This window comes from Methanosalsum natronophilum (assembly GCF_024808815.1).
Lineage (GTDB): Archaea > Halobacteriota > Methanosarcinia > Methanosarcinales > Methanosarcinaceae > Methanosalsum > Methanosalsum natronophilum.
Map to the genome: position 1 here is coordinate 50857 of NZ_JANUCS010000009.1, position 26732 is coordinate 77588.

25 protein-coding genes are annotated in these 26732 nt (G+C 31.3%); 20 read left to right on the plus strand and 5 right to left on the minus strand.

What is annotated here, in order from left to right:
• Positions 1-16 precede the first annotated feature (16 nt).
• Positions 17-2920 carry a leucine--tRNA ligase gene (gene leuS, locus J2T59_RS06185; protein ID WP_259135019.1) on the plus strand — a complete coding sequence of 968 codons (2904 nt, stop codon included), beginning with the start codon at positions 17-19 and terminating at the stop codon, positions 2918-2920.
• Positions 2921-2975: 55 nt separating this feature from the next.
• On the opposite strand, the gene J2T59_RS06190 is transcribed toward leuS, so the two are convergent.
• A complete protein-coding gene (locus J2T59_RS06190; RefSeq protein WP_259134977.1) occupies positions 2976-3767 on the minus strand; it encodes a nitrilase-related carbon-nitrogen hydrolase in 792 nt (263 codons plus the stop codon).
• Between the two features lie 706 nt (positions 3768-4473).
• On the opposite strand from J2T59_RS06190, the gene J2T59_RS06195 reads away from it, so the two are divergent.
• Positions 4474-5823, plus strand: a complete 1350-nt coding sequence (locus J2T59_RS06195) for a DEAD/DEAH box helicase (protein ID WP_259134978.1) — start codon at positions 4474-4476, stop codon at positions 5821-5823.
• A gap of 1 nt (position 5824) precedes the next feature.
• Here the strand turns inward: J2T59_RS06195 and J2T59_RS06200 are convergent, their stop codons facing one another.
• Complete coding sequence (locus tag J2T59_RS06200; RefSeq protein WP_259134979.1) at positions 5825-6943, minus strand: DUF2117 domain-containing protein; 1119 nt, start codon at positions 6941-6943, stop codon at positions 5825-5827.
• A gap of 20 nt (positions 6944-6963) precedes the next feature.
• Complete coding sequence (locus tag J2T59_RS06205) at positions 6964-7482, minus strand: DJ-1/PfpI family protein (protein ID WP_259134981.1); 519 nt, start codon at positions 7480-7482, stop codon at positions 6964-6966.
• Positions 7483-7594: 112 nt separating this feature from the next.
• On the opposite strand from J2T59_RS06205, the gene J2T59_RS06210 reads away from it, so the two are divergent.
• The 5 genes from J2T59_RS06210 (at position 7595) to J2T59_RS06230 (ending at position 11736) form a co-directional block, all read left to right on the plus strand.
• A complete protein-coding gene (locus J2T59_RS06210; protein WP_259134983.1) occupies positions 7595-8212 on the plus strand; it encodes a hypothetical protein in 618 nt (205 codons plus the stop codon).
• A 234-nt stretch (positions 8213-8446) separates the two neighbouring features.
• The gene (locus J2T59_RS06215) at positions 8447-8656 is read left to right on the plus strand and encodes a DUF1059 domain-containing protein (RefSeq protein WP_259134985.1); all 210 of its coding nucleotides are present in this window, start codon (positions 8447-8449) and stop codon (positions 8654-8656) included.
• A 200-nt stretch (positions 8657-8856) separates the two neighbouring features.
• A complete protein-coding gene (locus tag J2T59_RS06220; RefSeq protein ID WP_259134987.1) occupies positions 8857-10449 on the plus strand; it encodes a BCCT family transporter in 1593 nt (530 codons plus the stop codon).
• Complete coding sequence (locus J2T59_RS06225; protein ID WP_259134988.1) at positions 10449-10928, plus strand: hypothetical protein; 480 nt, start codon at positions 10449-10451, stop codon at positions 10926-10928. The genes J2T59_RS06220 and J2T59_RS06225 overlap by 1 nt, the downstream gene beginning before the upstream one ends.
• 475 nt (positions 10929-11403) lie before the next feature.
• A complete protein-coding gene (locus J2T59_RS06230; protein ID WP_259135021.1) occupies positions 11404-11736 on the plus strand; it encodes a DUF2111 domain-containing protein in 333 nt (110 codons plus the stop codon).
• Between the two features lie 143 nt (positions 11737-11879).
• Here the strand turns inward: J2T59_RS06230 and mtbA are convergent, their stop codons facing one another.
• Positions 11880-12899: a methylcobamide:CoM methyltransferase MtbA gene (gene mtbA, locus J2T59_RS06235; protein ID WP_259134990.1), complete on the minus strand. Its 1020-nt coding sequence runs from the start codon at positions 12897-12899 to the stop codon at positions 11880-11882.
• A gap of 300 nt (positions 12900-13199) precedes the next feature.
• On the opposite strand from mtbA, the gene J2T59_RS06240 reads away from it, so the two are divergent.
• From J2T59_RS06240 to hsp20, 6 genes are all read left to right on the plus strand, one after another.
• The gene (locus J2T59_RS06240) at positions 13200-14855 is read left to right on the plus strand and encodes a methylamine methyltransferase corrinoid protein reductive activase (RefSeq protein ID WP_259134992.1); all 1656 of its coding nucleotides are present in this window, start codon (positions 13200-13202) and stop codon (positions 14853-14855) included.
• A gap of 310 nt (positions 14856-15165) precedes the next feature.
• Positions 15166-16470 (plus strand): pyrrolysine--tRNA(Pyl) ligase, encoded by a 1305-nt coding sequence (gene pylS / locus J2T59_RS06245; RefSeq protein WP_259134994.1) that lies wholly within the window; start codon positions 15166-15168, stop codon positions 16468-16470.
• Between the two features lie 10 nt (positions 16471-16480).
• Positions 16481-17533 (plus strand): methylornithine synthase PylB, encoded by a 1053-nt coding sequence (gene pylB / locus J2T59_RS06250; RefSeq protein ID WP_259134996.1) that lies wholly within the window; start codon positions 16481-16483, stop codon positions 17531-17533.
• 1 nt (position 17534) lies between these two features.
• Positions 17535-18614 (plus strand): 3-methylornithine--L-lysine ligase PylC, encoded by a 1080-nt coding sequence (pylC, locus tag J2T59_RS06255; RefSeq protein ID WP_259134998.1) that lies wholly within the window; start codon positions 17535-17537, stop codon positions 18612-18614.
• A gap of 19 nt (positions 18615-18633) precedes the next feature.
• The gene (gene pylD / locus J2T59_RS06260) at positions 18634-19431 is read left to right on the plus strand and encodes a 3-methylornithyl-N6-L-lysine dehydrogenase PylD (RefSeq protein ID WP_259135000.1); all 798 of its coding nucleotides are present in this window, start codon (positions 18634-18636) and stop codon (positions 19429-19431) included.
• Positions 19432-19521: 90 nt separating this feature from the next.
• Positions 19522-20058 carry an archaeal heat shock protein Hsp20 gene (gene hsp20, locus J2T59_RS06265; RefSeq protein ID WP_259135001.1) on the plus strand — a complete coding sequence of 179 codons (537 nt, stop codon included), beginning with the start codon at positions 19522-19524 and terminating at the stop codon, positions 20056-20058.
• Between the two features lie 27 nt (positions 20059-20085).
• Here hsp20 and J2T59_RS06270 read toward each other — a convergent pair whose 3' ends face one another.
• Positions 20086-20403, minus strand: a complete 318-nt coding sequence (locus J2T59_RS06270; RefSeq protein ID WP_259135002.1) for a DUF6951 family protein — start codon at positions 20401-20403, stop codon at positions 20086-20088.
• A 203-nt stretch (positions 20404-20606) separates the two neighbouring features.
• Between J2T59_RS06270 and mbhE the strand changes: the two genes are divergently transcribed.
• From mbhE to mnhG, 7 genes are read left to right on the plus strand one after another with little or no spacing between them, the layout of a single operon-like run.
• On the plus strand, positions 20607-22979 hold the full coding sequence (gene mbhE, locus J2T59_RS06275; RefSeq protein WP_259135003.1) for a hydrogen gas-evolving membrane-bound hydrogenase subunit E: 2373 nt from the start codon (positions 20607-20609) through the stop codon (positions 22977-22979).
• On the plus strand, positions 22976-23389 hold the full coding sequence (locus tag J2T59_RS06280) for an MnhB domain-containing protein (RefSeq protein WP_259135004.1): 414 nt from the start codon (positions 22976-22978) through the stop codon (positions 23387-23389). Before mbhE ends, J2T59_RS06280 begins: the two co-directional genes overlap by 4 nt.
• Positions 23389-23802 (plus strand): NADH-quinone oxidoreductase subunit K, encoded by a 414-nt coding sequence (locus J2T59_RS06285; RefSeq protein ID WP_259135005.1) that lies wholly within the window; start codon positions 23389-23391, stop codon positions 23800-23802. The genes J2T59_RS06280 and J2T59_RS06285 overlap by 1 nt, the downstream gene beginning before the upstream one ends.
• The gene (locus J2T59_RS06290; protein WP_259135006.1) at positions 23799-25334 is read left to right on the plus strand and encodes an NADH-quinone oxidoreductase subunit M; all 1536 of its coding nucleotides are present in this window, start codon (positions 23799-23801) and stop codon (positions 25332-25334) included. The genes J2T59_RS06285 and J2T59_RS06290 overlap by 4 nt, the downstream gene beginning before the upstream one ends.
• Positions 25335-25826, plus strand: a complete 492-nt coding sequence (locus J2T59_RS06295; protein ID WP_259135008.1) for a Na+/H+ antiporter subunit E — start codon at positions 25335-25337, stop codon at positions 25824-25826.
• Complete coding sequence (locus J2T59_RS06300) at positions 25823-26089, plus strand: cation:proton antiporter (protein ID WP_259135010.1); 267 nt, start codon at positions 25823-25825, stop codon at positions 26087-26089. Before J2T59_RS06295 ends, J2T59_RS06300 begins: the two co-directional genes overlap by 4 nt.
• Positions 26089-26442 carry a monovalent cation/H(+) antiporter subunit G gene (mnhG, locus tag J2T59_RS06305; RefSeq protein ID WP_259135012.1) on the plus strand — a complete coding sequence of 118 codons (354 nt, stop codon included), beginning with the start codon at positions 26089-26091 and terminating at the stop codon, positions 26440-26442. The genes J2T59_RS06300 and mnhG overlap by 1 nt, the downstream gene beginning before the upstream one ends.
• The last annotated feature ends 290 nt before the right edge of the window (positions 26443-26732 follow it).

Sequence of the window (26732 nt, forward strand, 5' to 3'; positions counted from 1 at the left end):
GGTTGGTTTATTAAACATGAATGCAGAATATTTACCAGACTTTATTGAGCGCAAGTGGATATCCAAGTGGGAGCAGGAAGCTATTTTTGAACCTGAGCCTAATGAGCAAGAAAAATATTTTATTACAGTTCCGTATCCTTATTTAAATGGTATATTACATGCAGGACACACAAGAACGTTTACTATTGGAGATGTTATTGCTAGACATAAAAGAATGCAAGGTTTGAATGTTCTTTTTCCAATGGGATTTCATGTTACTGGAACTCCCATTGTCGGTCTTGCTGAGCTTATTAAAAATAGAGATCCTCAGACAATTGAAGTATATTCAAAACATCATGGAATTCCTGAAAGCAAGCTACATACCTTAGAATCCCCAGAAAAAATCGTTGATTTTTTCAGTGTTGAAGCTGAAAAGTCAATGAGATCGATAGGATATTCAATTGATTGGCGTCGCAAATTCACAACTACTGACGATGCTTATAAGAAGTTTATTGAATGGCAATTCAACCACTTATATGAAAATGGATATATTGTTAAAGGATCTCACCCTGTAAAATGGTGCCCTGCGGATGACAACCCGGTTGAAGACCATGATATATTACATGGTGAAGGTGCAAATATTGTTGATTATACATTAATCAAGTTTGAGTATGAAGGCTGTATTTTTCCCTGTGCTACTTTAAGGCCTGAAACTACTTTTGGTGTAACTAATCTTTGGGTTAATCCTGAGATAGAATATGTTAAGATAAAAGTAGCTAATGATGAAAATGATGAGACTTGGGTTGTAAGTAAAGATGCGTATGACAAATTATTGCATACGGATAAGGATATTCAACTAATTGAGACTGTACCTTCATTTTCTCTTATTGGAATTAAAGTAACAAACCCTTTAACAAGAGAAAAGGTGATTACTTTACCCGCTTCTTTTGTAAGAGGTGATAATGGTAGTGGTATTGTAATGAGTGTACCTGCCCATGCTCCTTTTGATTATCTTGCTTTAAGGGATTTGTATGATAGTGATCTCAGTGCTTATGGTATTGATGAAAACCCACGTTATATTAAATTAATATCTTTAATTGATGTTCCTGAGTTTAGTGATTATCCAGCAGTTGATGCTGTAAACCAGTTCAATATTAACAGTCAAAATGATTCTTTAGCAGAAGATGCAACTAAATTAGTATATAAAAAAGAGTACCATTCAGGAACTCTCAAACAAAATACTGGCAAATATGCTAATATTAAAGTATCTAAAATAAAGGATATTTTGACAAAAGATTTAATTGATCAGAATATTGGTGAATTATTCTATGAGTTCAGTGAACCTGTAGTTTGCAGGTGTGGAACTCCATGTGTAGTTAAGATGGTTAAAGGCCAGTGGTTTTTGCACTATTCCAACCCTGGTTGGAAAAGAACAGTTACTGAATGTGTTGACCAAATGGATATTATTCCAGAAGAACTTCGTGTTGAGTTTCATAATAAGATAGAATGGCTGAAAGATAAAGCATGTGCTAGAAAAAAAGGATTAGGAACGAAGCTTCCTTTTGATAAAGCGTGGTTAATCGAATCCCTAGCCGATTCAACAATTTATATGTCATATTATATTTTAGCTAAATTCCTTAATGAAGATATAGGAGCTGAGCAGCTAACAAACACATTATTAGACTATATACTACTAGATATTGGTAGTCTGGAAGCAGCATCTATCAGTTCTGGTCTTGAAAGAGAGTTAATTGAAAAAATCAAAACTGATTTCAGCTATTGGTATCCAGTCGACATTCGAACTTCTGGAAAAGATTTAGTTCCGAACCATTTATTATTTTTCCTTTTCCATCACGTTGCAATATTTGGTCGAGATAAATGGCCGAAATCAATTGCAATTAATGGATTTGTTTCTCTAGAAGGAAAAAAAATGAGTAAATCAAAAGGTCCACTTTTGACAATGAATGAAGCTGTTCATCTTTATGGAGCAGATGTGACCAGAATGTACATTTTATCATCTGCTGAACAAACACAAGATGCTGATTGGAAAAATGATAAAGTAGAGAATGCTAAAAAACAATTAGAACGGTTTTATAGTTTTGCACATCAAATTATTAAATCGTTTTCATCAAATGATTTCAAAAACAGACATGAATATAATGATTTGGATCATATAGACAAGTGGTTTTTAAGTCAATTACAGCAACGTATCTATCAAACAAATATATCGCTTAAACAAGTTAAAACAAGAAATGCATTACAAAATTCGTTTTTCATTCTATTTAATGACGTTAAGTGGTATCAGAGGCGCGGGGGTAGTAGATTATTACCTTACATTCTTGACGTATGGGTGAGATTAATGGCACCATTTACTCCTCATTTATGTGAAGAAATTTGGGATAACATGGAGCACACTAACGGAAATTTTATTTCTCTAACCCAATATCCTATTTATAATTCAGAACTTATTGATATTGATGCACAGTTAGCAGAAGAGCTAGTTTCTAAAACCTTAGAAGATATGGATGAGATTTTAAAAGTTATCAAACTGAAACCAACTACTATTTATCTGTATTCAACTCCTAAATGGAAAAAATACGTGTTTATGACAGCTTTAAGTATGAATGATCAGGGAAACTTAGATGTTGGTTTATTAATTAAAGAGTTGATGAAAGAATCTGAAATGAAAAAATATGGGAAAATTGTACCAAAATATGCCCAAAAGGTAGTTTCCGAGATTAAAGGTATGAGTGATGAAAAAATATCTTTTTTACTTAAATCTAATTTGAATGAAACAGAAGTACTTAATCTAGCGACTGATTTCTTTGAAAAAGAAACTGGCTGTCAAGTATATGTTTATAATGGTGATTCACCTGAGTATGATCCCAAAAATAAAGCAGGAAATTCTACATACTTAAAACCAGCAATATATGTTGAATAAAGTTCATCTTTCAATTCAACACTTATTTGCTGTGATACCTTATTGACATGTAAGTCTAGTATAACTGTGGTCTCCTATCATTAAATACAGGTATCTTACGTCTCACATTTTTTGTTTCGTTAAGATTTATATCACCAATCAAAATAGTTTCTTTATCATCTGCTTGAGATACTGTTTTACCCTCTGCATCAATTATAATTGACCCTCCAAAATAACTTTTTCTTGGATCTTGGCCTATTCTGTTACACGCAATATGGGGAATTTGATTTTCAATTGCACGAGCTTTTACTAGCGTTGTCCATATATCTTTTCTAGGGTTTGGAAATTCAGCAATGGTAACTAAAATATCAGCTCCATCAAGTGTCATTTTACGTGCAATCTCGGGAAATCTAACTTCATAACAAATTTCCAAACCAATAGTCAGACTATTATTTTTAGTAACAAGATTATTTATTTTATTACCACCAGTAAAAAACTTATTTTCTTCTGTAAATGGATGGATTTTCCTATAATATCCTGATATTTCACCAGTATCAATACAAAAGCCTAGATTATAGTAATATATCTTACCATTCATGTATTTTTTTTCTATGATTGAGCCTATTAATATACATTCTAACTCTCTTGAGAAAGCTATTAGTTGTTGAATAGTATTGTAAGGATAGTTCTCAGATACTTGCTCTATTTTTTCGTAGCAAAATCCTGTTGTAAAAACTTCAGGAAAAACAATTATTTTTGCTCCTTTATCTAAGGCACTTTTTGCGTGACATAATGCATTTGTCAAGTTATTTTTCTTATTACAATATGAAATGTCCATTTGAATACATGCAACTTTAATCACTGTCATATAAATCCCTCATAATATCTACTAATCTCAGTTATACATATTTTGCTTTTCAGTTTAAATTATAGGAAAAAATAATGGAAGTAAATCTTTAAATTTTTACAATACAAGTTTTAAAGCTTGACACGGTATATGTAGTCTTTATATTTATTCAAAAAATAAACTATCAAAATTTTATTGTTTTTGTAAGTAAGAGTTGATTTAAATAGTTGAAATTAAATGAAGCTAAAATTTATAAATTAACCAAAAGCTTTAAAAGGAGAAACTTTATTTTACAAACAGCGTTTTTGAAATACTCAAATAGATTTCTTGTATATCTAATCCAGTTTCAACTGATGCCAGCAGGCTTGAGGCTTTCAAAGATAATTGGAATAAATAGCATTACAGTACATAAAATAACTTTACGATACTTTTGTATCGCAATCATTTTCAAAACTGTGAAAAGCTACCAGTAAGAATACAATTCAGTTAAGGAAATTGAAATAATATACACGAAATTAAACTAGTAGTTGAGTAAATAAATTGTAATTGAATAGTCAAAACCTTATTAGCTCCTATAATTTAGTACACTATTTTATGGGATTGATTTGGTTGCAATAACACCCTTTGAACAAGGGGAAGTGCCTAAATTAGATTTAATATACAAAGTAAAATTTTAGGAAGCTATGCAATTTTATGTATAGCAGTTCGATTTAAGTAGTAGATAAAAATGTCATTCAAATCATTAAATATAAATCCAAAAATAATTAGAGCGTTAAATAATGAAGGAATTGTTGATCCTACAGAAATTCAACAAAAAACAATTCCATTAATTTCTGATGGAAAAGATGTAATTGGAATTTCACATACAGGATCTGGTAAAACTGCAGCTTTTGCTATTCCAATACTTGAAAAGATTCAAAAGGGAAAAGGAATACAAGCTCTTGTTGTTGTTCCTACACGTGAACTTGCATGCCAGATATCTCAAGAGTTTGAGAAATTTGGTAAAAATTTAAGTTATTCTATAGAAACTATATATGGTGGAGTTGCAATTGGTCCACAAATAAACAGATTGCCAAAAGCAGATATAGTGGTTTGTACTCCAGGTAGACTTCTTGACCACATTAATAGAAAAACCATTAATTTGTCTAAAGTTAGAAATTTGGTTCTTGATGAAGCTGATATTATGGTAGATATGGGATTTTTTGATGATATCAAGAAAATACTGAATGCAGTACCAAAGAATAGACAAATAAGTCTTTTTGGAGCAACTATTTCAGACGAGATTAATGAATTGAAGAAGAAATATATGAATAAACCTATCGTTGAAAAATCAGAAGCTCATGTTAATTCTACGCTCTTGAAACAATATTATTACAAAGTTGCTCAAAAAGAAAAATTCTCTTTACTTGTTCATCTTCTTAAAAATGAGGCAACTGATCGTGTAATTGTGTTTTGTCCAACAAGGTCGAAAGTTGAATCCGTTTCAAAAAACTTAAAGATGAATGGTATTAAGTCTAATATGATACATGGAAAAATCAAACAATCTAGAAGGCTAAAAGTAATTGATAATTTTAACAAAGGAAGACCTAAAGTTCTTGTTGCATCAGGTGTAGCTTCAAGAGGTCTTGATATTAAAGGTGTAAGCCATGTTTATAATTACGGGCTTTCACAAGATCCACAAGAGTATATACATAGAATTGGACGTACAGCAAGAGCAGGTGAAGCAGGTAAGGCAATTACTTTGCTAAGCCCTGTAGATAATAAAATTTTTACTCGAATCATAAATATGTATGATATCGATGTAGAAAACATAAAATGCAAAGATTTTTCTAAAATCCACTTTGATTCTAGAGAAAATAGTGGTGATACTCGTAGAAGAAACGAAGAGTCTAAAAATACTAGAAATAGTAATCAAAAATCTAAAAGGAAGTTAAATAAACCTTCAAATTCACGTGTAAGTGTAAAAGCTACAAGTGGAAGAAAATCTAGGGTTAAATATAGAACTAAATCTCAAGATGGAATTTTAAATGAGACAAAAAAGTCTCCAAATCCAAAAAAAGTTATAAGTGCTATCTAAATTATATATCAATAGTGGTTTCAATTATGTTGGAACCTAATTTCTTTATTTTTGATTTTATGGACTCCAAATCACTATAATTGACACATTTATTATTGTTAAAAATATTTTGTTTTATTTTTTCACCTAATATATCATCATGTCCTTTTTTTAGAACATATATTGTTGAATCTGTAAAATAACGTGTATTGTGATCTTTACAATCTAGGTCACCATCAACTATGCCTAATACAGGAATAGAAAAGCGAAATAGTATTTCACTGGCTATTGAGGTAGTATCATCTCCTATGCTAATCGCCGCTGTTGTTCCTGATATGTATTTGTAAATGTTCTCAGCATCATGATCTATAATAATCAGTTTGTTATCGTTGAAACTTTTAAACCTGTTATTTAATTTAGTTGGCTTATTAAAATTTCTTAACTTACCTGTTTTTATCCATACATTTTCAAGGTCAATTGGACATTTCTTATTATATTTATGTAGTTTTTCAATACCATGCTCCTTTAAAATCCCACCTTCTAGTTTTGTTAGAATTCCATTCTCCACAATAATATCAACAAAATTATTTTGAGCTTTACCAACAATTAAACCATTAATAAAGATATTTTCACCTGGGTAAGTACCTTCAATTCTTCTTATTTGGACATTATTTTTTTTGTGAACTTTAATCTTATATGGCTTTATTATGTTAGTTGAATGTTTAATATTTAGAAGAGAAGATATTGTTGTTATATATTCAAGAGCATTATCATTCATAGGAAATATGGTTTCATCAAAACAACCCGGCCTTTCAATGTGTATAACAGGCTTATCTTGTAAATTTGATATTTTTGATGCAACTATTGAAGCAAAACGAACACCACTGTATAGTGACTTACCATGATTCAAAAGAATAGCAATATCGTTTTTTTTTAGTAAGTTAGTTACGATTTCACTTGGTTTTTTGTTGCAACATGTATCAATTTTATTTTCTAAATGTGCATCAAAAACCGCTGTTTTGCCCATAGTTCCAGCAATTTTTGCATCAATTGTACCTATTTTAGATAAACTTGTCAAGATATTTTTTGCATTACCGGAGTCAATAATGTAAGGATTATGGAGTAATAAACCAATTTTCATACAAATCAAAAAAAATATAATTAATTTAGTGCCTTTATTATTTCCTTCCCAAACTTTTTAGCACTTTTAGGATCTCGTCCTGTAATTATATTGCCATCAACCCTAACATCTTTATTTTCATAAATGCCACCTGCTTTACTAATCAATTTGATACTTTCAGGATCATTAAAAACAGTGCATTTCTTATCTGTTAATAATTTAGATTTAGCCAATACTACAGGTGAAATACAAATTGCTGCAATAATCTTATTTTTATTATTTGCATCTTGCAGTAAGTTGTGTAGTTTTTTGTTTTCCCATAAGTATTTTTTAGATCCCATACCACCTACAACTACTATTGCATCATAATCATTTGCGTTAGCATCTGCAATTCTAATATCAGGTTTTACAATAGTATTCAACATTCCCCTAGCTTCCTTGGTAGTGACACTAGCTACAGTAATTTTTGAGTTGTTAGATTCAAAAACTTTTTTCGGCTCTAAAAACTCTTCATCTCTAAAATCATTCTGAGCTATAATCATTAAAATATTATTTACCATATACATATCACCATTATTTGAATGGTTTTTTTATATTAAAAATATAGGGATTTTCTTGAAATAATTAGAAAACTTTATGCATGTTTATTAGTTAATTAATGCATGGATATCAATGGTCGATAAACTTTATGCTACAATTAACGAGATTTTGAAACATAAATCACTTTCAATAAGTGGTATTACAAGAGAACTAAGGTCAAGAGGATGTGCTGAACACAGGCTAGTTTTAACTGGTTATTTAAGAGCTTTAAAAGACCTTAACAAAATTGAAGAGTCAGATATTCCCCCCGCTAAAGTATATACACGAAAAGAGGATATTAATAAGCAAGATGTTAATATTTTTTCACTTTTATCCTTAAACCTAAAACAGGTTGAATATGAAAAGCGTTGGCCAATAGCAGTTTATATTTTATCAAATTTATTTAAACGCCCAGTATTCAAACAAGAGTTGAAATTAGTTGGCATAAATATAACAAATCCAAAGATTGACTTCAAAACAAATGAATTTTACATAAAAGAATCGGATGATACAAACTTAAAAAAGTATCGTGACGAGATTACTAAAATTTCAATACCTTCAAATGATGAAGCTTATGAAATAATGTATTTATCTGAACTATTAGTTCAAGCTTGTAATATAATTATGGCAGAGATGATTAAAGATGTTGTAGAAATAAATGGATTGATTCCTAAAACTCAACAAACTAAACTTGATTTAACTGATTTTTAAAAAATGATTTAACCTCTGACTTATTTTAAAATTACAACAAGAAACCGAATTTAACTAATTTTGTGTGCATAGTGATAAATTGTGAATGTTTAAATTTTTTGCATTAAAGATTTGTAATTATTTTATATTATACAGAATATGTCAATATCTGAGAATATTCTCAATTAAAGAAAAAATAGTTACTAGAAGATTTTTGATAGATAGACTTATTTTACTTGGAGATAATAAGTTACTATGAAAGTTCTTAAATGTCGAGACTTAGGAAATAACTGCAATTTTATTGTAACTGGTAATAATGCAGATAATATAAAAAATGATATTCTAAATCATCTTAGAAAAGATCATACAGACAGTTTTTTCAATATGTCCGAAGAGGATAAAGCGGATACTTATCATAGAATAGATGTGTTGCTCTCAAGAGGTTGTGGCTGTGGAGCACTTTGATATAAAATATAATTAAATTTAGGAGATATATCTTTTTTTAGTTTTAAATAATTTGTAACTACCTTATTTTATTTTAAGTTAAGGAGAATCCCTTTACAAGATAGAGATAAATTTTTGTATTTAGTAATCCATATTAAGCACAAAAAAGAATTATTTCACATAGGTTTTAAAGTGCATGCAGAGTATGGAGCAAGTCATTAATGAAAAGTCCACTTCTTTACAAAATAAACCCACAAGTATTTGGTTTTTCTTCCATAATAGTTCTTATATTTGTTATATTAGGAGTTAGTTTTCCTGAAAGAATGTCTAACATTTTCAGCACACTCCAAGATTTAATTGTAACAGGTTTTGGATGGTTTTATGTTTTAGCAGTTGCATTTTTTTTGATATTTACAATTGTACTTTATTTTAGCAAGTTTGGAAAAATTAGACTAGGAAAAGATTCAGATAGGCCCGAATATAGTAACACAACTTGGTTTGCAATGCTTTTCAGTGCAGGGATGGGAATTGGGTTACTATTTTACAGTGTAGCTGAACCTATTCTTCATTTTGCTGAGCCTAAAGATGCAAACCCGGAAACAATAAATGCTGCTATGGAAGCTATAAATCTAACTTATTTTCATTGGGGATTACATGCATGGGCTATTTATATTATAGTAGGACTTGCTCTTGCATACTTTTCATATCGTCATGACTTACCTTTAACTATAAGATCTACTCTATACCCAATATTCGGAGATAAAATATATGGTATCAGAGGTAATATCGTAGAAATAATTGCAATATTTGGTACCGTTTTTGGTGTAGCTACTTCACTAGGATTAGGTGCAATGCAAATTAATGCTGGTGTAGATTATATTGGTCTACTTTCTTATTCTTTAAACAATCAAATTTTACTGATAGCTATTATAACTCTAATTGCTACTTTATCAGTAGCATCAGGTCTTGATCGTGGAATCAAAAGGCTTAGTCAGTTCAATATTACATTAGGATTAATGCTAGTTCTTTTTGTTTTGATTGTTGGGCCAACTATATTTTTGCTGAGTTCCTATGTTCAAAGTATTGGATTTTATGTCCAGAATATTGTTTATTTAACGTTTCAAACTGATGCCTTTATAGGCCTAGATTGGCAGAAATCATGGACAATGTTTTATTGGGGCTGGTGGATTTCTTGGTCACCTTTTGTTGGAATGTTTATTGCTAGAATTTCAAAAGGCAGAACTATAAGAGAATTCGTATTGGGTGTACTTTTGGTACCTACACTTATAACTTTTTTATGGATAGTTGTTTTTGGAAATACAGCAATTCATATGGAACTTTTTGGTGATGGTGGTATCATTGAAGCAGTACAAGAAAGTGTTCCAACTTCACTTTATGTATTACTTGATCAACTACCTGGTGCTTTAATCACTACGGCAATTGCTACGATAGTTATTGTAACCTTTTTTGTCACATCTTCTGACTCGGGATCTTTGGTCATCTCTATTTTATCATCTGGTGGTAATCCACATCCGCCCATAGTTTTACGTGTATTCTGGTCACTTTTACAAGGTGCTGTTGCTGCTATTTTACTAATAACAGGTGGCCTTGCGAGTTTAGAAACGGCGGCACTTACAACAGCACTACCCTTTAGTTTTGTAATGCTCCTCATGTGTTATAGCTTATACAAAGGCCTAAAAACAGAAACTTTAGGATATAAAGTTGTAGATACTGATATACCACCCCCACCAGAAACTACATCAAGAATTAAAACTAAAACACTAATTAAGGAGCTTTTAGGTAGGAATGATTAATGAGTTGGTGGAAAGATAAATTAGAAAAAATAATTGTAAGTAGCTCAAAATCAGAATCTGATAGATACCCTGACGATTTGAATGTGAAATTTGCTCACTTAAAGTTGCGTAAAACGTTTAAAAATATTGTAATTCCTGCCATTGATGAGCTTAAAAAAGAAATAGAATTATATAACCGTAGGGTAATTGTTAACGTTGATGATACAGGCCTAAATTCAGTTACCCTTTTTGTTTATTCATGTTCTGAAGAAAATACGAACAAGTATATTGAAGAATTTTGTTTAAGTATTATTGGTAGAACATATCAAAAAGCATTTTTTGCATTTCCAGAGCATGGCAATTCAGAAGAACCTAGAATTGTAAAAATTGAAATTCTTTCAAGAAGCGGTACACTTGCAGAATTTAATGTAGATGAAGTAACTCAAGAACAAATAATTGAGACGTTCATTGAAGAATACTCTAAGTGGATTAATTATTGAAATAATATTGTTTTCAGCTATAATTTTTGTTATCATATGGTTCAATAAAAATACTGAATGAGTAACTAAACAAACATTAATTAGGACTGTTTTTAGTCTTAACATGTGTATAAATGCTACTAGTGTTGTACATTTAGTAAGTCTTGATTTCTACAAAAAGAAATCTTACGAAGATTAAAGGTATTTGTGCTTGTTCTTAGTACTTGTTGCATCTTCATCTAATAATACAAGAGTGAGAACAGTTTTATCTATTATTTCTGTGATATTTAAATCATGAACGAAAAATGGATAAGCTTTATACCATTTGATTATATAATAATGTTCATATTAATAGCAAGAAATACATTATAGGATAATAATAACATCTATAATTCAATATACCCAGTTTAAAGGAGAGATTTATATAGATCAAATTTGTTTAACACCAGACTCTACATCAAAAGAAATCGAACCTATAGCTTTAGCTATACATTCTCTGTTAGAGTTACCAACAACAATGCGAACAAAAAATAAAAAAGGTGTAAGAGTAGAAAAAAGTAAAATAATTGATTCAAACTATACAGGGCCTGTACTAGAAGAAGTTTTAGTTACCGAAAAAGTTACAAGGAAAATTCCTGGGTATGGTCCTTACAAAGGTAAAGCTGTTATAGTAGTGCCAATAAAATCAAGTGATGGAAATTCTACAATTGCAGCTATTGGTGTTGTAGACTTACTTGCTTCATTAGATATGATGTCACTGTTTGATGAGTATCCTAACATTTTAGAAGAAGTAGAAATAGCAAAAAAAGATTTTTATAGCTGTGGATAAGCTTTATCTAATCTACATAAATAGATGTTTTTAACAACTGATCTTTTAACCTATAAGTAACAATTGTTATATGATTATTCACAAAAAAAATGAGTGCAACTGGATAAGTCAAAGTTATCCAGAAGCTACTTTGTTACTTTATTTTAATAATTATGCTCTTTAGCTGTTTCTATCATTGCCTGCAAGTTTTCAGTAGGTGTTTTACTGACAATTCCGCATCCAGGAGCAAGTATCTCTATACCAGCATCAATAATCCCTTTGGAAACTTCACGGACTTCATCTGGTGATTTGTTCCATAGAGTGTTTACAGGGTCAACATTTCCAATTAAAATAGAATTTTCTACTTTTGATTTTGCAGTAGCAACATCAACTTTTTGGTCAATACTAATTGCATTAAACCCTGAACTGTCCATTAATGGAAGTCCATTGGTGGTGTTCCCACATATGTGTAATGTAATTGTAACACCCATTTCTTTCATTGTTTCAGCAATTTTTGCATGATATGGGACAACAAACTTCTCGTAGAACTGAGCACCGATAAGCTCATAGCTTGCAGTTGGATCAATCAATACCATTGTATCGGCACCGTTCTCAACCATTTTCTTAGCATATTGGATATTAAATTCAGTAGTGAATTCTAATAATTTAAGACCAAATTCTTCATCTGTAAAAATTTTTGTGAACCATTCATCTCCATTTAAGTGTTGTGCTAATGAAAAAGGACCAATCATACTTCCCATAACTGGTAGTTCATCACCATATTTATCAGCAAGTATTTTTATAGCATCGCATACTACACCAATTCTTCCTTTATCAAGTGAATATCCTTTCAAGTTTTCAATATCTTCAGCTGTTTTTATAACATGACCTACTACAGATGGTTGTTGTTCTTTAGTACTTGGTTTAATGTCACAACCAAAAAACTCAGCTTCCGCTGTTATATCAAAAGGTACACGTACAGCTTCAAAACCTAGTACAGTATGTCCTGCTTCTGCTAATTTTGCCATTTTTTCAGCATCTTCGTGTGCTTCAGGCCAATAAGAATCAACTGCTTCCATTTGCTCTACTGTTCCAGTTTGAGTTGGACAGATAGCTGGCATTCTGTCAACAGGTTCTTTGTTCATAACTCTTGCTAATCTTTCTTTTGGTGTATATTCAGCCATTAAAGTCAACTCCTCTAGTCGTTATTAAATAGTATGTGCTTAAAAGTATTTTCGCATATATATAGCTTTTTATCTTGATTTAAAATCATTGTATTAACTTAAAGTAGTATCAAGAGATTACTTGATAATAAGATTTTTACGTTGTATTTTATCAAAGCTGTTAATATATTCTTATATATGAATTTAATTAAATCAGTTGCTTTTTAAACCGGAATTGATTATTATACAAATATCGAACAATGTTTTACGCTCTAGATATTCACAATTTAAATTCAAATCAAAATACACGAGACGAATAACATGTATGGAATTGCATTAGACCTTGGAACAAGTGGATTTAGAATGCAACTAGTTGACCTTGATACAGGTAAAACTAAAAAAACAATTATAACAATGCAACATCCTTTGCCAGGTGGAAATGTTACTGATCATCTAGACTTTGCCTTACATGTAGGAACTGAGATTTCCAATAAAATAATTATTGATACAGTTTCTAGCATGATACACAAATTAAATGTTAAAGCACATCTCATAGAAAAAATGGTTGTTAGCGGAAACCCAATTCAACTTTCTCTCTTTCAAGATATTGAAATAAGGGACCTTGCCTATGCGGGTGAAAATATGCAGCGTAGGCTAGGTATTAAACATATTGATAGGAGTACTAAGATATATTTTGGTAAAGATGTGTTTGGAAAATCATCTGACTTAAAGCACTGTAAAATTATAGTTTTACCTGCAATTAAGCATGAAATTGGAGCAGATGCACTTGCAATGATGATAAAAACGGATTTCATTGACCAAGAGGAAGTTTCTTTAGTCACAGACTATGGAACTAATGCTGAAATGGCACTTAAGGTAGGGAAGCGAATTATCACCGGAAGTGCAGCTGCAGGACCTTCTATTGAGGGACAAGGAATTAAATGTGGAATGCTAGCATCTCCAGGAGCTATATCAGATATCAATGAAGAAAATGGGTTGTGGCGGACCACAGTACTTGACGAAAATATGAATGAAGTTCAAGGACATTTAATCAATCCAGTTACGGGTGAAATTTATGAAATGAGTAAATTTAAACCTAAAGGAATCACAGGTACTGGAGTGATTGCAGCTATTTCCCTCGCGCTGAGTATGGGAATTATTAAGGAACTACCAAAGCTGCCAAATGGAAAACTTTATTTGGGGAATGAAATCTGGATTAATGACAATGATTTATCAGAAGCTGGTAAAGCTATAGGCGCAATTCGTGCAGCTCATTTGACACTCTTAATAGAATCAGGTGTGAAATATACAGACCTGAAAAATATGTATATGTGTGGAGCTTCTGGTACCTATGTTGATGCAATTAAAGCAAGCAAAATTGGTCTATTACCTAATTTTTCTAAAAAAGTAGTACAGTTTGGAAATACTTCGTTAGCTCTGGCAAGAGATGTTTTACTTGGAGTATTTACTTTAGATGAAATAAGTTACTTAGCTGAAATAATCAAAGCAGATCATCTAATGATGGCTTTAAGTGAAACTTTCAAAAACATTTATTCTTGTGAACTTGCTTACTGGACTGAAGGTATGCCCCAAGAGATGTATAACACCTTTTTAGAATCATATGAATTACCTAAGTTACCTAATATCGCTTATGCACCAATTGTTGAGCGCAGAGTTTTAAAAGATATACAAACAAAATCTAATGAAAAAGTTATGGTTTTTGATGAATTGGATATGGTTATTAAAGAAGAAGCAAGAGGATGTATAAGGTGTGAAACTTGCAAAATAGAATGTCCTGAAAAAGCTATAGATGTAGTTGAATCTAATGGAAAGTTATATGCATCCTATAAAGCGCATAAGTGCTTAGGAACAAGTTGCAAAAGATGTGTAAGGTCTTGCCCTGAAAAAGCTATTTCACTAAAAAATATTCACATTAGTCAACCAGGCTCAAAAGACTTAGAAAATCCAACTGTATAAATAGTAGTTTTTGTATTCTTTTTTTAGTTATTATAGTGATTTTCTATTGATAGTTTTACCCATAATTATAAATAACAGTTATATTGATTAAAATAATCGATATGGTAACATCAAAAGAAACATTTTCACTTATAAGAGGAGAAAATAATGGCAATATCTAATATGTTACTTATAATATTTGATGGAAACCTGATCAGGTAGATCAAATGGACTCTAAATCCGTTCAGCCGGGTTAGATTCCCGGGGTTTCCGCCAAAAACTAGAAAATTAACGGATAAAGTTTATAGTTACACCATGGAGCAAGTCAATTATGTCAAGGAAATCTTTAGAGTCATTGATTGCCGAAAAAGGAGTTTGGCTATCAAGAAAGGGTTTGCTCCATGGTATCAACGATTATAAATCAACTGAAAAGAATTTACATATTTTTACAGATTGTGGAGAATCTTTTGTAGTCAGAAACTCTAGACGTGGACGAGGTTCCAGAGTATTAAAAAATAACAAATATAGAAAAATTTGTAAAGTGTGTAAGTTATCTGAGGATAAGTTGAATCGTTTTGTACAAAAACAAAGTAACAGAACAACAGCGAAAGTAAAAATTGTGTCATCATCAAATACTTCAAAACCAAAAAAAGCTATACCAAAAGGACTTAAAACCCAAAGAAAAGGATCAGCTAATCATTTGAGTAACATAAAAGAAACTCAAAAAATGTCAGGACAAATGAATGCTGATAGCTTAAATATCAACTCAGATGAAATTAAAATTAGGAATAATAGAACACAGACAAAAAGACAATCTAATTCTAAAACTTTTGAACTTACCCCCAGTCAAAATAAGCGACTTTCTACTTTACTTGCACCTGGAGAAGATGTTCCTTCAGTATCTGATAATAAAAAATTTCAAGATATTGAGCTTGAATTAATGGAAAAAAGAAAGAATGAACTTATAGAAACATATGAAAACGATAGGGAACATCAACTAGGAAAACTCGAAAGAGACATTACAAACTTTTTTGTTGAAAGAGGATTTCTTGAAATTAAATCTCCTATCATGATACCACTTGAATATGTTCACCGCATGGGTATTACTGAAGAAAAAGAGCTACATCGACAAGTGTTCAAGATAAATAATAGTATGTGCTTAAGGCCAATGCTAGCTCCGGGGCTTTATAATCATTTAAGAAAGTTTGATGGGATTTTACCAGACCCCATAAGGCTTTTTGAGATTGGTCCATGTTATAGAAAAGAGTCTGATGGAAGTGAACATCTTGAAGAATTTACGATGTTGAACTTTTGTCAGATGGGATCAATGTGCACTAAAAATACATTAATTAATTTAATTGACGAACTTCTTGAATATCTAAATATCGAATATACTGTTATATCTGACTGTTGTGATGTATATGGTAATACTATTGATATTACAAGTAAAGATATGGAAATTGCATCTGCAGTAGTTGGTCCAATCCCAAAGGATATTGATTGGGGAATTAATAAACCATGGATAGGTGCAGGTTTTGGGCTTGAAAGGCTATTAAAAATACTTAATGGTTACCAGAATATTAGAAGGGGCAGCCGATCAGAGTCATATTATAATGGAATAAGTACAAATCTTTAAGGTGAATTCATTGATTAAAAATATGAACTATGATGACTTAGATGCCTTTTCAAAAAAAGTAATAAAAGGATTTGAATTCACAGATAGTGATTTGGAAGAACTGTTAAAACTAAGTAAAGATGAAGAACTTGAAAAGCTCTTTTATGTGTCAAGAAAAATAAGGAACTATTATTTTGGAAATAAAGTTTTCTTATATAGTTTCATATACTATTCTACTTACTGCAAAAACAAATGTACTTTTTGCTACTATAATGAAAGTAATTCAATTACTAGATATCGTTTAAGTACAAGTGATATTATCAAGACTATAAATGTATTGAAGAATGAAGGAATACATATGATTGATATGACTATGGGAGAAGATCCATATTATCACTCAAATCCAGTTAAACTGGTAGACCTAATTAAAGCGGTAAAAAAAGAAACGAATCTCCCACTTATGATTTCCCCAGGAGTAATTGATTCATGTGTACTCAAAGAAATACATGATATTGGTGCAAATTTCTACGCGTTATATCAAGAAACATATGACCCAATGCTTTACAAAAAACTAAGAATAGGACAATCATATCAAAAAAGGATTGATGCACGTAATGCTGCTAAAAATATAGGATTTTTAATTGAAGATGGAATTTTAACAGGTATTGAATCAAGTGTTAAATCACTTGTAGTTTCATTAAGAGGATTACAAAAAAGTAACCCTGATATGGTAAGAAGCATGACTTTTGTGCCTCAGCCCGGAACACCTTTTGAAAATAAAGGTCAAAATACAAATAAAATGGAGCTAAAAATCATATCAATCTTGAGGCTACTGTTTCCTGATAGATTAATTCCTGCTTCTTTGGATCTTGAGGGGATACATGGGATGGTTAGTCGATTAGATGCAGGCGCTAATGTAGTAACATCAATTCTCCCCAACAATTCTAAATTAGAAGGTGTTGTTAATTATGATAGAGATTTTGAAGTTAGGGAAAGAAGTGCAAAAAACGTCATTTCAAAGCTAGAACATATTGGGCTAAGACCAGCACCACAGTCAGATTTCAATAGAATAATAGGTATTTAATATGAAAAAAATATGCCTGATAGGTGGAATGTTGCAAGGTTTTGAAGTATGCTACCTTGCACAAAAGGCTGGATATGAGGTTCATTTAATTGATAAGAAAAAACAAGTTTTAATCAAAGATTTAGTAGAACATTTTTATTGCTTTGATATTACTATATACCCTTCAAAGCTTATAGACATTTCCAAAAATGTTGATGCTATCATACCTGTAACTGAAAATTTTGATACTATAAAATACCTCCATGAAATCGTATCTAACATTCATTGCCCGATTTTATTTGATTTTGACTCGTATTATATTAGTAGGGATAAAGCTGTGTCAAAAAGTTTCTTTGCTAAAATCAATGTTCCAACTCCTATTAATCGTCCATATTCTCCTCCATATTTTGTAAAACCAATTACTGGGAGTAGTAGTGTTGGGGCATTTATGACATACGATAAAAAAAAAATACCAAATTTAGACACTGATTTTATTGTAGAAGAGTATATTGAAGGTAACGTTATCTCCTTAGAAGTTATTGGAAATGGTAACACCTATTATGTAGGAAAAGAAACTAAAGTCCATATCAATGAATCGAATGATTGCTACATGATATCAACATTTAGTAACAATAAAACATTTAGAAAAATTGCTCATAATATAGCAAGTAACTTAAAACTAAAAGGAATTATGGATGTTGAAGCTATCCAAAATAAAAGAAATCTCAAAATAATAGAAATTGATGCACGTTTCCCAAGTCAAACCCCAATTGTTGTTTATAATTCATCAGGTATAAACTTGCTTGAAATGCTCTTAGAAGCATTTAGTTTAGAAGAGATTACCAACTTTGAATGTATATCTACTGAAAATCAATGTACACTTGAACATTTAATGAAAGGGAAAAATAATTCACTTGTCCATATTGGAGAACAAAAGTTAAAAAATGCATTAACTTGCAAGTTATATCACGCAGATGAAACTATTGAAATATTTGAATATATGGGATCTAATAAAATATACACTCTAATATCAAAAGGAGTTAATGAAAAGTCACTTTGCGCTAACCGTGAATGCGGTTTGAATATGCTAAAATACAATTGATTTTTTTGAGGCCTATATTTTGACTCGTTTAACACCCAATGACCTTGAAAATTTGCTAGATAAATTGCATAGAAATGAAGAGATCATTAAAAGAGTAACTGGAAAAAGTATTAAAAAAATATGTGAAGAAACTTTTTCCACTAGTCATAATTCAGAATTTGTTGGAATTATTCCAATTACTGCAGGCGATGGTATTATTGGGAACTTTACAGCATCCTTGTTAGCGATTGTTGAACATTTTGGATTAAAGGGATTTGTAACAGAAAATTATGATATCAGTGGCTATCATGAAGCTATCAAGAAAAAGGCCGATATTATCATGATGGCAGACGATCAAATGTTTGTTGCGCATAATCTACGCAATAGAAAAATTGCTACGAATCATGAATGTACAGGAATTGTTTATTCTGAAATAGCTGCTAGATATGTGTATGCAAATTCAAAAGATATTCTTGTTATTGGACTAGGTCGTGTAGGATTCTCAGGTGCTGCTCATTTAATAAAAAAAGGCTTTAATGTATACGCGTGTGATCCTAATTCAAAGGTGCTTGACAGTGCAGTTCAAAAGCTAGGTGTACAAAAATATGAAAAAAACAAAAATAAAAAGTTTTCTATGATTTTGGAAGCCACACCGTGTGAAAAAACTATCTCTTCAGGAATGATAGCTGAAAGATGTCTTGTTTCTACACCAGGAATACCTTGCGGGCTTCCCGAAAAAGTGGGTAGAAAATATGATGTTGACATGGTTATGGAGCCACTTTATATTGGTGTGGTTTCGATGCTATATTCTATTTTTGAAGATAACCGAAATCTTTAAGGATTTGGAAAACTCAATATAGATATGCTGCCTAGTTGTAAACTTATTTAAATAAAATATAAAGAATAAAATTGAGGAGGAAGACTATTTATGGTAGATAGAAGACGAAGGAGAAAAAGTTTTTTTGATGATTTCTTTGGATCTGGATTTGAAGATTTTGAGAATATGATTGAAGAAATGGTTGAAAAGTTTGGTCTTGATTCAAATGAATTTTCACGTCATCCATTTGTCTATGGTTTTTCATTTAGCCAAAAGCCAGGGGAAGAACCTGAAATCAGAGAGTTTGGTAATATTCCATCAACGAATTCAAGAAAAAACAAGGAAGGCACTGGTCATCAGGTTAAGATAGACGAAAGGAAACCATTAATAGATGTTCTTGAAACTGAAAATGAGATTCACGTCATAGCTGAGATGCCTGGTATTGAAAAAGAAGATATTAAACTCAATGCTACTGAATCTATGGTACAGCTAAAAGCTTCAAGGGGTGATCGAAAATATTCCGAAAATATTGAATTACCTGGAAAAATCGACCCTGATTCTGGTAAAGCTACTTACAAAAATGGTGTACTAGAGATTATTTTTAAAAGAGTAAGTGATGAACATACAAGAAGTATTGATATTGACTAAATGGGTTAATACCCATTAGTTTTATTTTTATTCGAATTCTATTGAATTGGAGCCAACTTGTTTTGCTAAATTTTTAGACATCATACCTGATTCTATATAACAAATGTGAAGAATACCACAAGGTACAAGACAGGTAGGTGTGCATTCTGCTTCTTCGGCTTTTTCCATCACATAGTTGTTTTTAAATCCAAATATTTTATCAAATGGTATTTCAATATGAGACATATTTTGGATTTTCTTGCAAGGAGAATTTATATCAATTTCGATTTTATCTCCCTTCATCTCACCTTTTAGTTCATGTTCAAATGAACATATATTAGATTTAACTTTGATTTCTGTTACCATGCAAACCACTTATGATTTTAATAAAGCTTTTATTACATATTGCTTTATAATTTAACATATAATTAGTTATCGAAATAAACAGGTTAAGTTATTTATCAATTGTTAAAGAGATTTTTTCATGTTTATATCTATAAATATTTATAATTAAAATACATTACAATAAGAGAAAAAACATAAATAGTTTTAGATGAATTAGGTTCTCCATGAACTTACCGGTTGCAGTAGTATTAGCTATCTTTTTGCCATTTTTCTTTGCAATCTTAGTTCCATATTTGGAGAGGATAGTTAAACATAACATCGGATGGTTTTCCGCATTAATTGGGTTAATCAGCTTTTTACTTCTTGTTCTTATCTCACCTGAAATCATACGCGGTGAGGTTATACATTATTCGGTCTCATGGATTCCAAGTGTTGGTGTAGATTTTGGAATATATGTTGATGGACTTAGTTTATTAATTGCTTTTCTAGCATCAGGTATAGGGTTTCTCATAATGGCATATTCGACTGAGTATATGTCACATAGAGAAGATCTAGCTCGGTATTATCAATATATTCTACTTTTTATGGGATCAATGATTGGGATGGTCTTTGCATCTAACACTATTCAATTATTCATTTTTTGGGAACTTACAAGTATAACATCATTTCTTTTGATAGGTTTTTGGAGGAACAAACCACAATCTGTTTACGGTGCAAAAAAGTCTTTAATTTTGACAGCAGGTTTTGGTGGATTGGCTCTTCTTACAGGTATATTATTATTGCGTGCAATTACAGGTACTTTTGATATTCCAACTATTCTAGCAGATGAATCTCTAAAAGTTCTCATAAAAGAGCATGATCTTTTCTTAGGTACGTTATTTCTTATTTTCATTGGTGCAGCCGCAAAATCTGCACAAGGTCCATTTTATATTTGGCTACCTAATGCAATGGAGGCTCCAACTCCAGTAAGTGCTTTTTTACATTCTGCTACGATGGTTAAAGCAGGGCTCTATCTTATAGGCAGAGTTCATCCTATTTTTTCAGGAACTGAAGCCTGGTTGATTATGGTTGCCGGTACAGGTCTTGTAACTATGGTAGTAGCAGGCTTCTTAGCTCTTAGACAGACAGACATTAAAGGTTTATTAGCCTATTCTACAATTAGTCAGTTAGCATATATTATGGCTATGTATGGCTATACAACTTATCAAGATCCAAGTCTCGGTGTTGTAGCTGCAACATATCATTTATTAAACCATGCTACATTTAAAGCAACTTTATTCCTAATAGTAGGTATAGTTGCACATGAGGCAGCTACCAGAGACATTAAAAAGCTTGGTGGATTACGGAAAGAAATGCCTATAACTTTTGTCATAGCAACAATTGGTGCTTTGTCAATGGCAGGAGTTCCACCCCTTAATGGCTTTTTAAGCAAAGAAATGTTTTATGAAGCTTCTGTAGATATTGGTGCATCCCTTGGACAACCTTACAATCTTCTGATACCTATGATAGCAGTCATAGCTGGAGTTTTAACATTTGCATATTCTATCAAGATAATTGATGGGATTTTTTTAGGTAAAAGAAATGATGAACACCTTCCAAAAAAGGTCCATGATCCTTCAATTATCATGTTAGGTCCAGCTGCAATTTTAGCTTTTATTGTTGTTCTTTTTGGGATTTTCCCAAGTATTCCAATGTCTTTTATCATTGAGCCTGCTGTAAGTGGTATAATACTTGAAGATATAAGCATCTATGCATCGCTTTGGCACGGTTTCACAGTAGAATTATTAATGACAGTTGTAACATTTGGTTTAGGGATTATTATTTACAAGAAATATGATGCCATTGCAAACTGGCAAGATGAATTTAACAAAAAACATCCAACTTTTAGTCTTAATTATTATTATGATGAAATATTTGGAAATGCGACAGAAAACGCAAAAAAAATCTCACTTAAATTCCAAGTTGGACCAATAAGAGCATATTTATTCCCAATAGTTTTAATTGCAATCTTATCAGTTTTATTTCCAATAATTATTTTATCTGTTGAATTGACACCAATTACATTTAATTTTGAAACCCCACCTTATGAATTGATTGTATTCATTCTTATAATAACTACCGCAGTAATGGCAGCAATTATTCCTTCATATTTACCTGCAGTAATTGCAGTATCTGCTTTAGGTTTTCTTATAGGCATTGTTTTTATTTTTTTACTTGCACCTGATTTAGCAATAACACAGATACTAGCTGAAACTTTAACAACAATAATATTTGTTTTAGTTATCTCAAAAGTTCCACAGACTTTCAAAGAAAAAATACCAAGAAATATTCTTTATAGAGATATTTTAATTTCATTAACTGTTGCTTCAACGGTTTTTTTAATAATGCTATATGCAACTCAAGGAATAATTGAACCTTTTGAATCAGTATCACATTATTTCTTAGAAAAAAGTATTCTCTTGACAGGTGGACATAATATTGTTAATGTAATCTTGGTTGATTTTAGAAGTCTAGATACACTCGGCGAAATAGTTGTTATTTTTCTTGCTGCTTTGGGTGTCTATAACCTGTTACATAGTAGAGGTGAGAGGAAATGACTACACTTATTACCCAAACAATTGCCAAGGTGGTTGTTCCACTTTGTGTATTTTTATCCATATCATTACTACTCACGGGTCATGACCAACCAGGTGGTGGATTTATAGGTGGGGTAATGTTTGCTACAGCCATTTCATTACTATACATATCCTTTGGATTAGATGATTCAAAAAAGTTTTTTAATCCCGATTGGAGTCTTTACTTTGGATTTGGGTTATTATTAGCCACAGCTGCAGGAATAGGTTCAATTATTGCTGGTTATAATCTTTTAAGGACTGATTATACATATTTACAGCTCCCACTGTTTGGAGAAGTTGAGCTTTCATCTGCTATAGTGTTCGATATTGGAGTTTATCTAGTAGTGATAGGTGGTCTTTTATTTATATTCAAAAAAATGGGTGAAGATTGATGGACACGTTTTTACTTTTAACTATCTCGATACTGTTTGGAATTGGTACTTTTTTAATTCTAAGAAGAGATATTATTAAAATGATAATTGGTGTTGTAATATTATGTCACTCAGTTCATATGATGATAGTTTCAGTAGGAGCATTTGACGGAATTAAAGCTCCAATTATAGAGTCATCAAAATATCCACAGCCAGAATATATCTTCAAGGATTCAATTTCAGAGGGTATATTTGCACCTGTTGTACCAGAATCAGTTAGTGTAATATATATGGATCCCTTAGTTCAAGCTTTGGTTTTGACAGCTATAGTTATCAATTTAGCAATTACTGCTTTCTTGCTTATACTTGCTTATCGTATATATGAAGAATATGGTACCATGGATGCTGATGAGTTAAGGAGGCTTAGAGGGTGAATATTTTAGAACATACTATTGTTTTTATGATAGCCATCCCCTTTTTAGTAGCATCTTTAATGATTCTAACAAGACCATTTCCTGAAATACAGAAAAAATTGAACGTATTGGTTTCTATTGTACTTCTTATTTTAAGTGTTTATTTGTTTTCCCAGGTTTGGCAAAATGGTATTATAGCTTATGATATCGGAGATTGGGGAAAGTATGGAATTGTCTTAGTAGCTGATCTTTTGAGTGCTAGTATGGTATTACTCAGTTCAATAATAACTTTTTTGGCACTTTTATTCTCACTTGATTATATAGATGATAAATCTCAAAATACAACATATCATTCACTATATAATCTATTGATAGCTGGTCTAAATGGTACATTTCTTACTGGTGATCTATTCAATCTTTTCGTCTTTTTTGAAATATTACTAATTGCATCATGTGGATTATTAATAGCAAATGAAAAGGTTGAAATTACTCCTAGTTCACATAAGATGGAAGCTGTTTATAAGTACCTCATATTAAACATCATAGCTACGTTGTTTATGCTTGTTGCAATTGCCTCATTATATGGTACCCTAGGTACTCTCAACATGGCAGATATGGCTTTACGTATCGGTTATATGAACGAAAATGGGACACTTCCATGGCATTTGATTCCAACAGCATTATTATTCATAGTTGTTTTTGGTAACAAAGCTGCAATTTTTCCTTTACATTTTTGGCTACCAGATGCGCATCCAACAGCCCCTTCACCAATAAGTGCCATATTAAGTGGAATCTTGATTAAGGTCGGTGCATATGGCTTTATACGTTTTTATTATCTTATATTTGAAGGAAACCTAGAAATATTTCAACCTATCATCATATTTTTGGGTTTAGCTACTATAATAATAGGTTCAATTTCTGCTGTAGGTCAGGATGACATCAAGAAAGTACTTGCATATCATAGTATTGGCCAAATAGGATATGTTTTTATTGGAATCGGGATGGGAACTGTTTATGCACTTGCAGCTGCACTAATATATCTTATAAATCATGCTATTTCTAAATCCATGCTTTTCTTGGTTTCAGGATGTATAGTCCATAAAATTGGTACAAGAGACATGAGAAAAATTGGTGGTTTATCATCAACTGAACCATTTTTAGGACTAATGTTTCTAGTAGGTATTATGTCAATTTCCGGATTACCACCAACTTCAGGCTTTATAGCTAAGTTTGTATTATTTGATGCAGGCATTAGTGGTGGATTCTATATTCCAATTTTAATTGCTGTAATATTTTCTTTATTTACACTATTTTCAATGTTTAAGTCTTGGCAAAGAATATTCTGGGGTGAAATAAAGGATAACATCTTTGAAAAGGAAAATATACATCAAAATTCAAAGACTATGTTATCTTCGCTTGTTATCATGACTGTAATCATATTCGTAATTGGTTTGTATGCAGAACCGTTAATTGCTATTACATTGGAAACCGCAGAGCAAATATTAGATCCACAGTTATATATTGATGCAATTATTCCTGGCGAGGTTAGATAAATGAAACGCTATTTAATATTTTCAGTATTGTTTGGTGCTCTTTGGTGCGGTGTTCATGGTATAATTGATATACAAAATTTCCTTTTCGGAATGCTTCTTGGATTTTTTGTTATTGTTTTACTAAAAAATCTTTATAGTTTTGAAGAGGATGTATCATTTATAAAAGTCATTAATAAGATACCAAAAAAAATATTGTTTTTTATAGTTCTAACAATTGAAGTTATAAAAGCAAACATAATTCTAGCTAAAATAGTTTTGAGCCCAAGATTAAATATCACACCAGGAACTATTGAGTACCATCTAAATGTAAAAACAGACACTGGAATTACAGTAATTGCTAACACAATATCTTTAACCCCTGGAACAATTACCTTAGATGTATCGACAGATAAATCAATGTTATATATACATTCAATACAAGCAGATGAACCTTCAAAAATATGTGGCAATATCCAAAAACTAGAAAAATATGTCTTGGAGGCTTTCGAATGAGTTCAATCCTATTAAGCTTTGCACTAACTTTTATGGCATTTACATTAGTTCCTTGTATCTATAGATTAATAAAAGGTCCAACTCTTTCAGATAGAGTTGTTGCATTGGATGCAATGGCTATGGTTATTGTTGTAATTCTTGGAGTTTATTCCTATGTTAGAGATTCTGTGTTTTTTATGGATGTTGCTTTAGTTCTCGCGATCATAGCCTTTGTTGGTACTATTGCTATCGCTAAATATATAGATAAGGGAGTTGTTTTTTGATGAGTTTACAATTTGTTATTGATATTTTAAGTGATTTAATACTACTTATTGGCCTTTTTTTTGTATTTCTCGGAATGGTTGGGCTTATAAGAATGCCCGATGTTTATAACAGGTTACATACAACAACTAAAATTGGTACACTTGGTGCTTTTGGAGTGATGATAAGTCTTTTTGTAAGGGTTGGGTTTGAGCCTATTGGTATCAAAGCTTTAACTTTGGGACTTTTTCTAATGCTGACAGCACCAATAGCAGCCCATATGATCGGAAGAGCTGCTTTTCACCACGGTTCTTCTTATGGAATAGATAATGCGGTTATTGATGATTATAAAGAAGCTTGTGAAAGATTAAAATAGTAAAATTATACCAGATTGTAAAGTTAATTTATTCTTAACACATTAATTTAAGGATTTGCAGAAATGTTTACATAAATAATAATTTAAAAAGAACAATAATTGTGAAGTCTATAATATTGTTTCAACAATCTTTTTGGATATTTCTAAACATGCTCTCCTTTTCTTTCTTTTCATTCTTCATTGAATAATAATAACGATAGCGTCACTAAATTGCTGTAAAATTATAATTAGTCCTGTACCTTATTAGAGTTCGATGAAAAACCTCAAAAGGAAGGTACAGGACATGAACA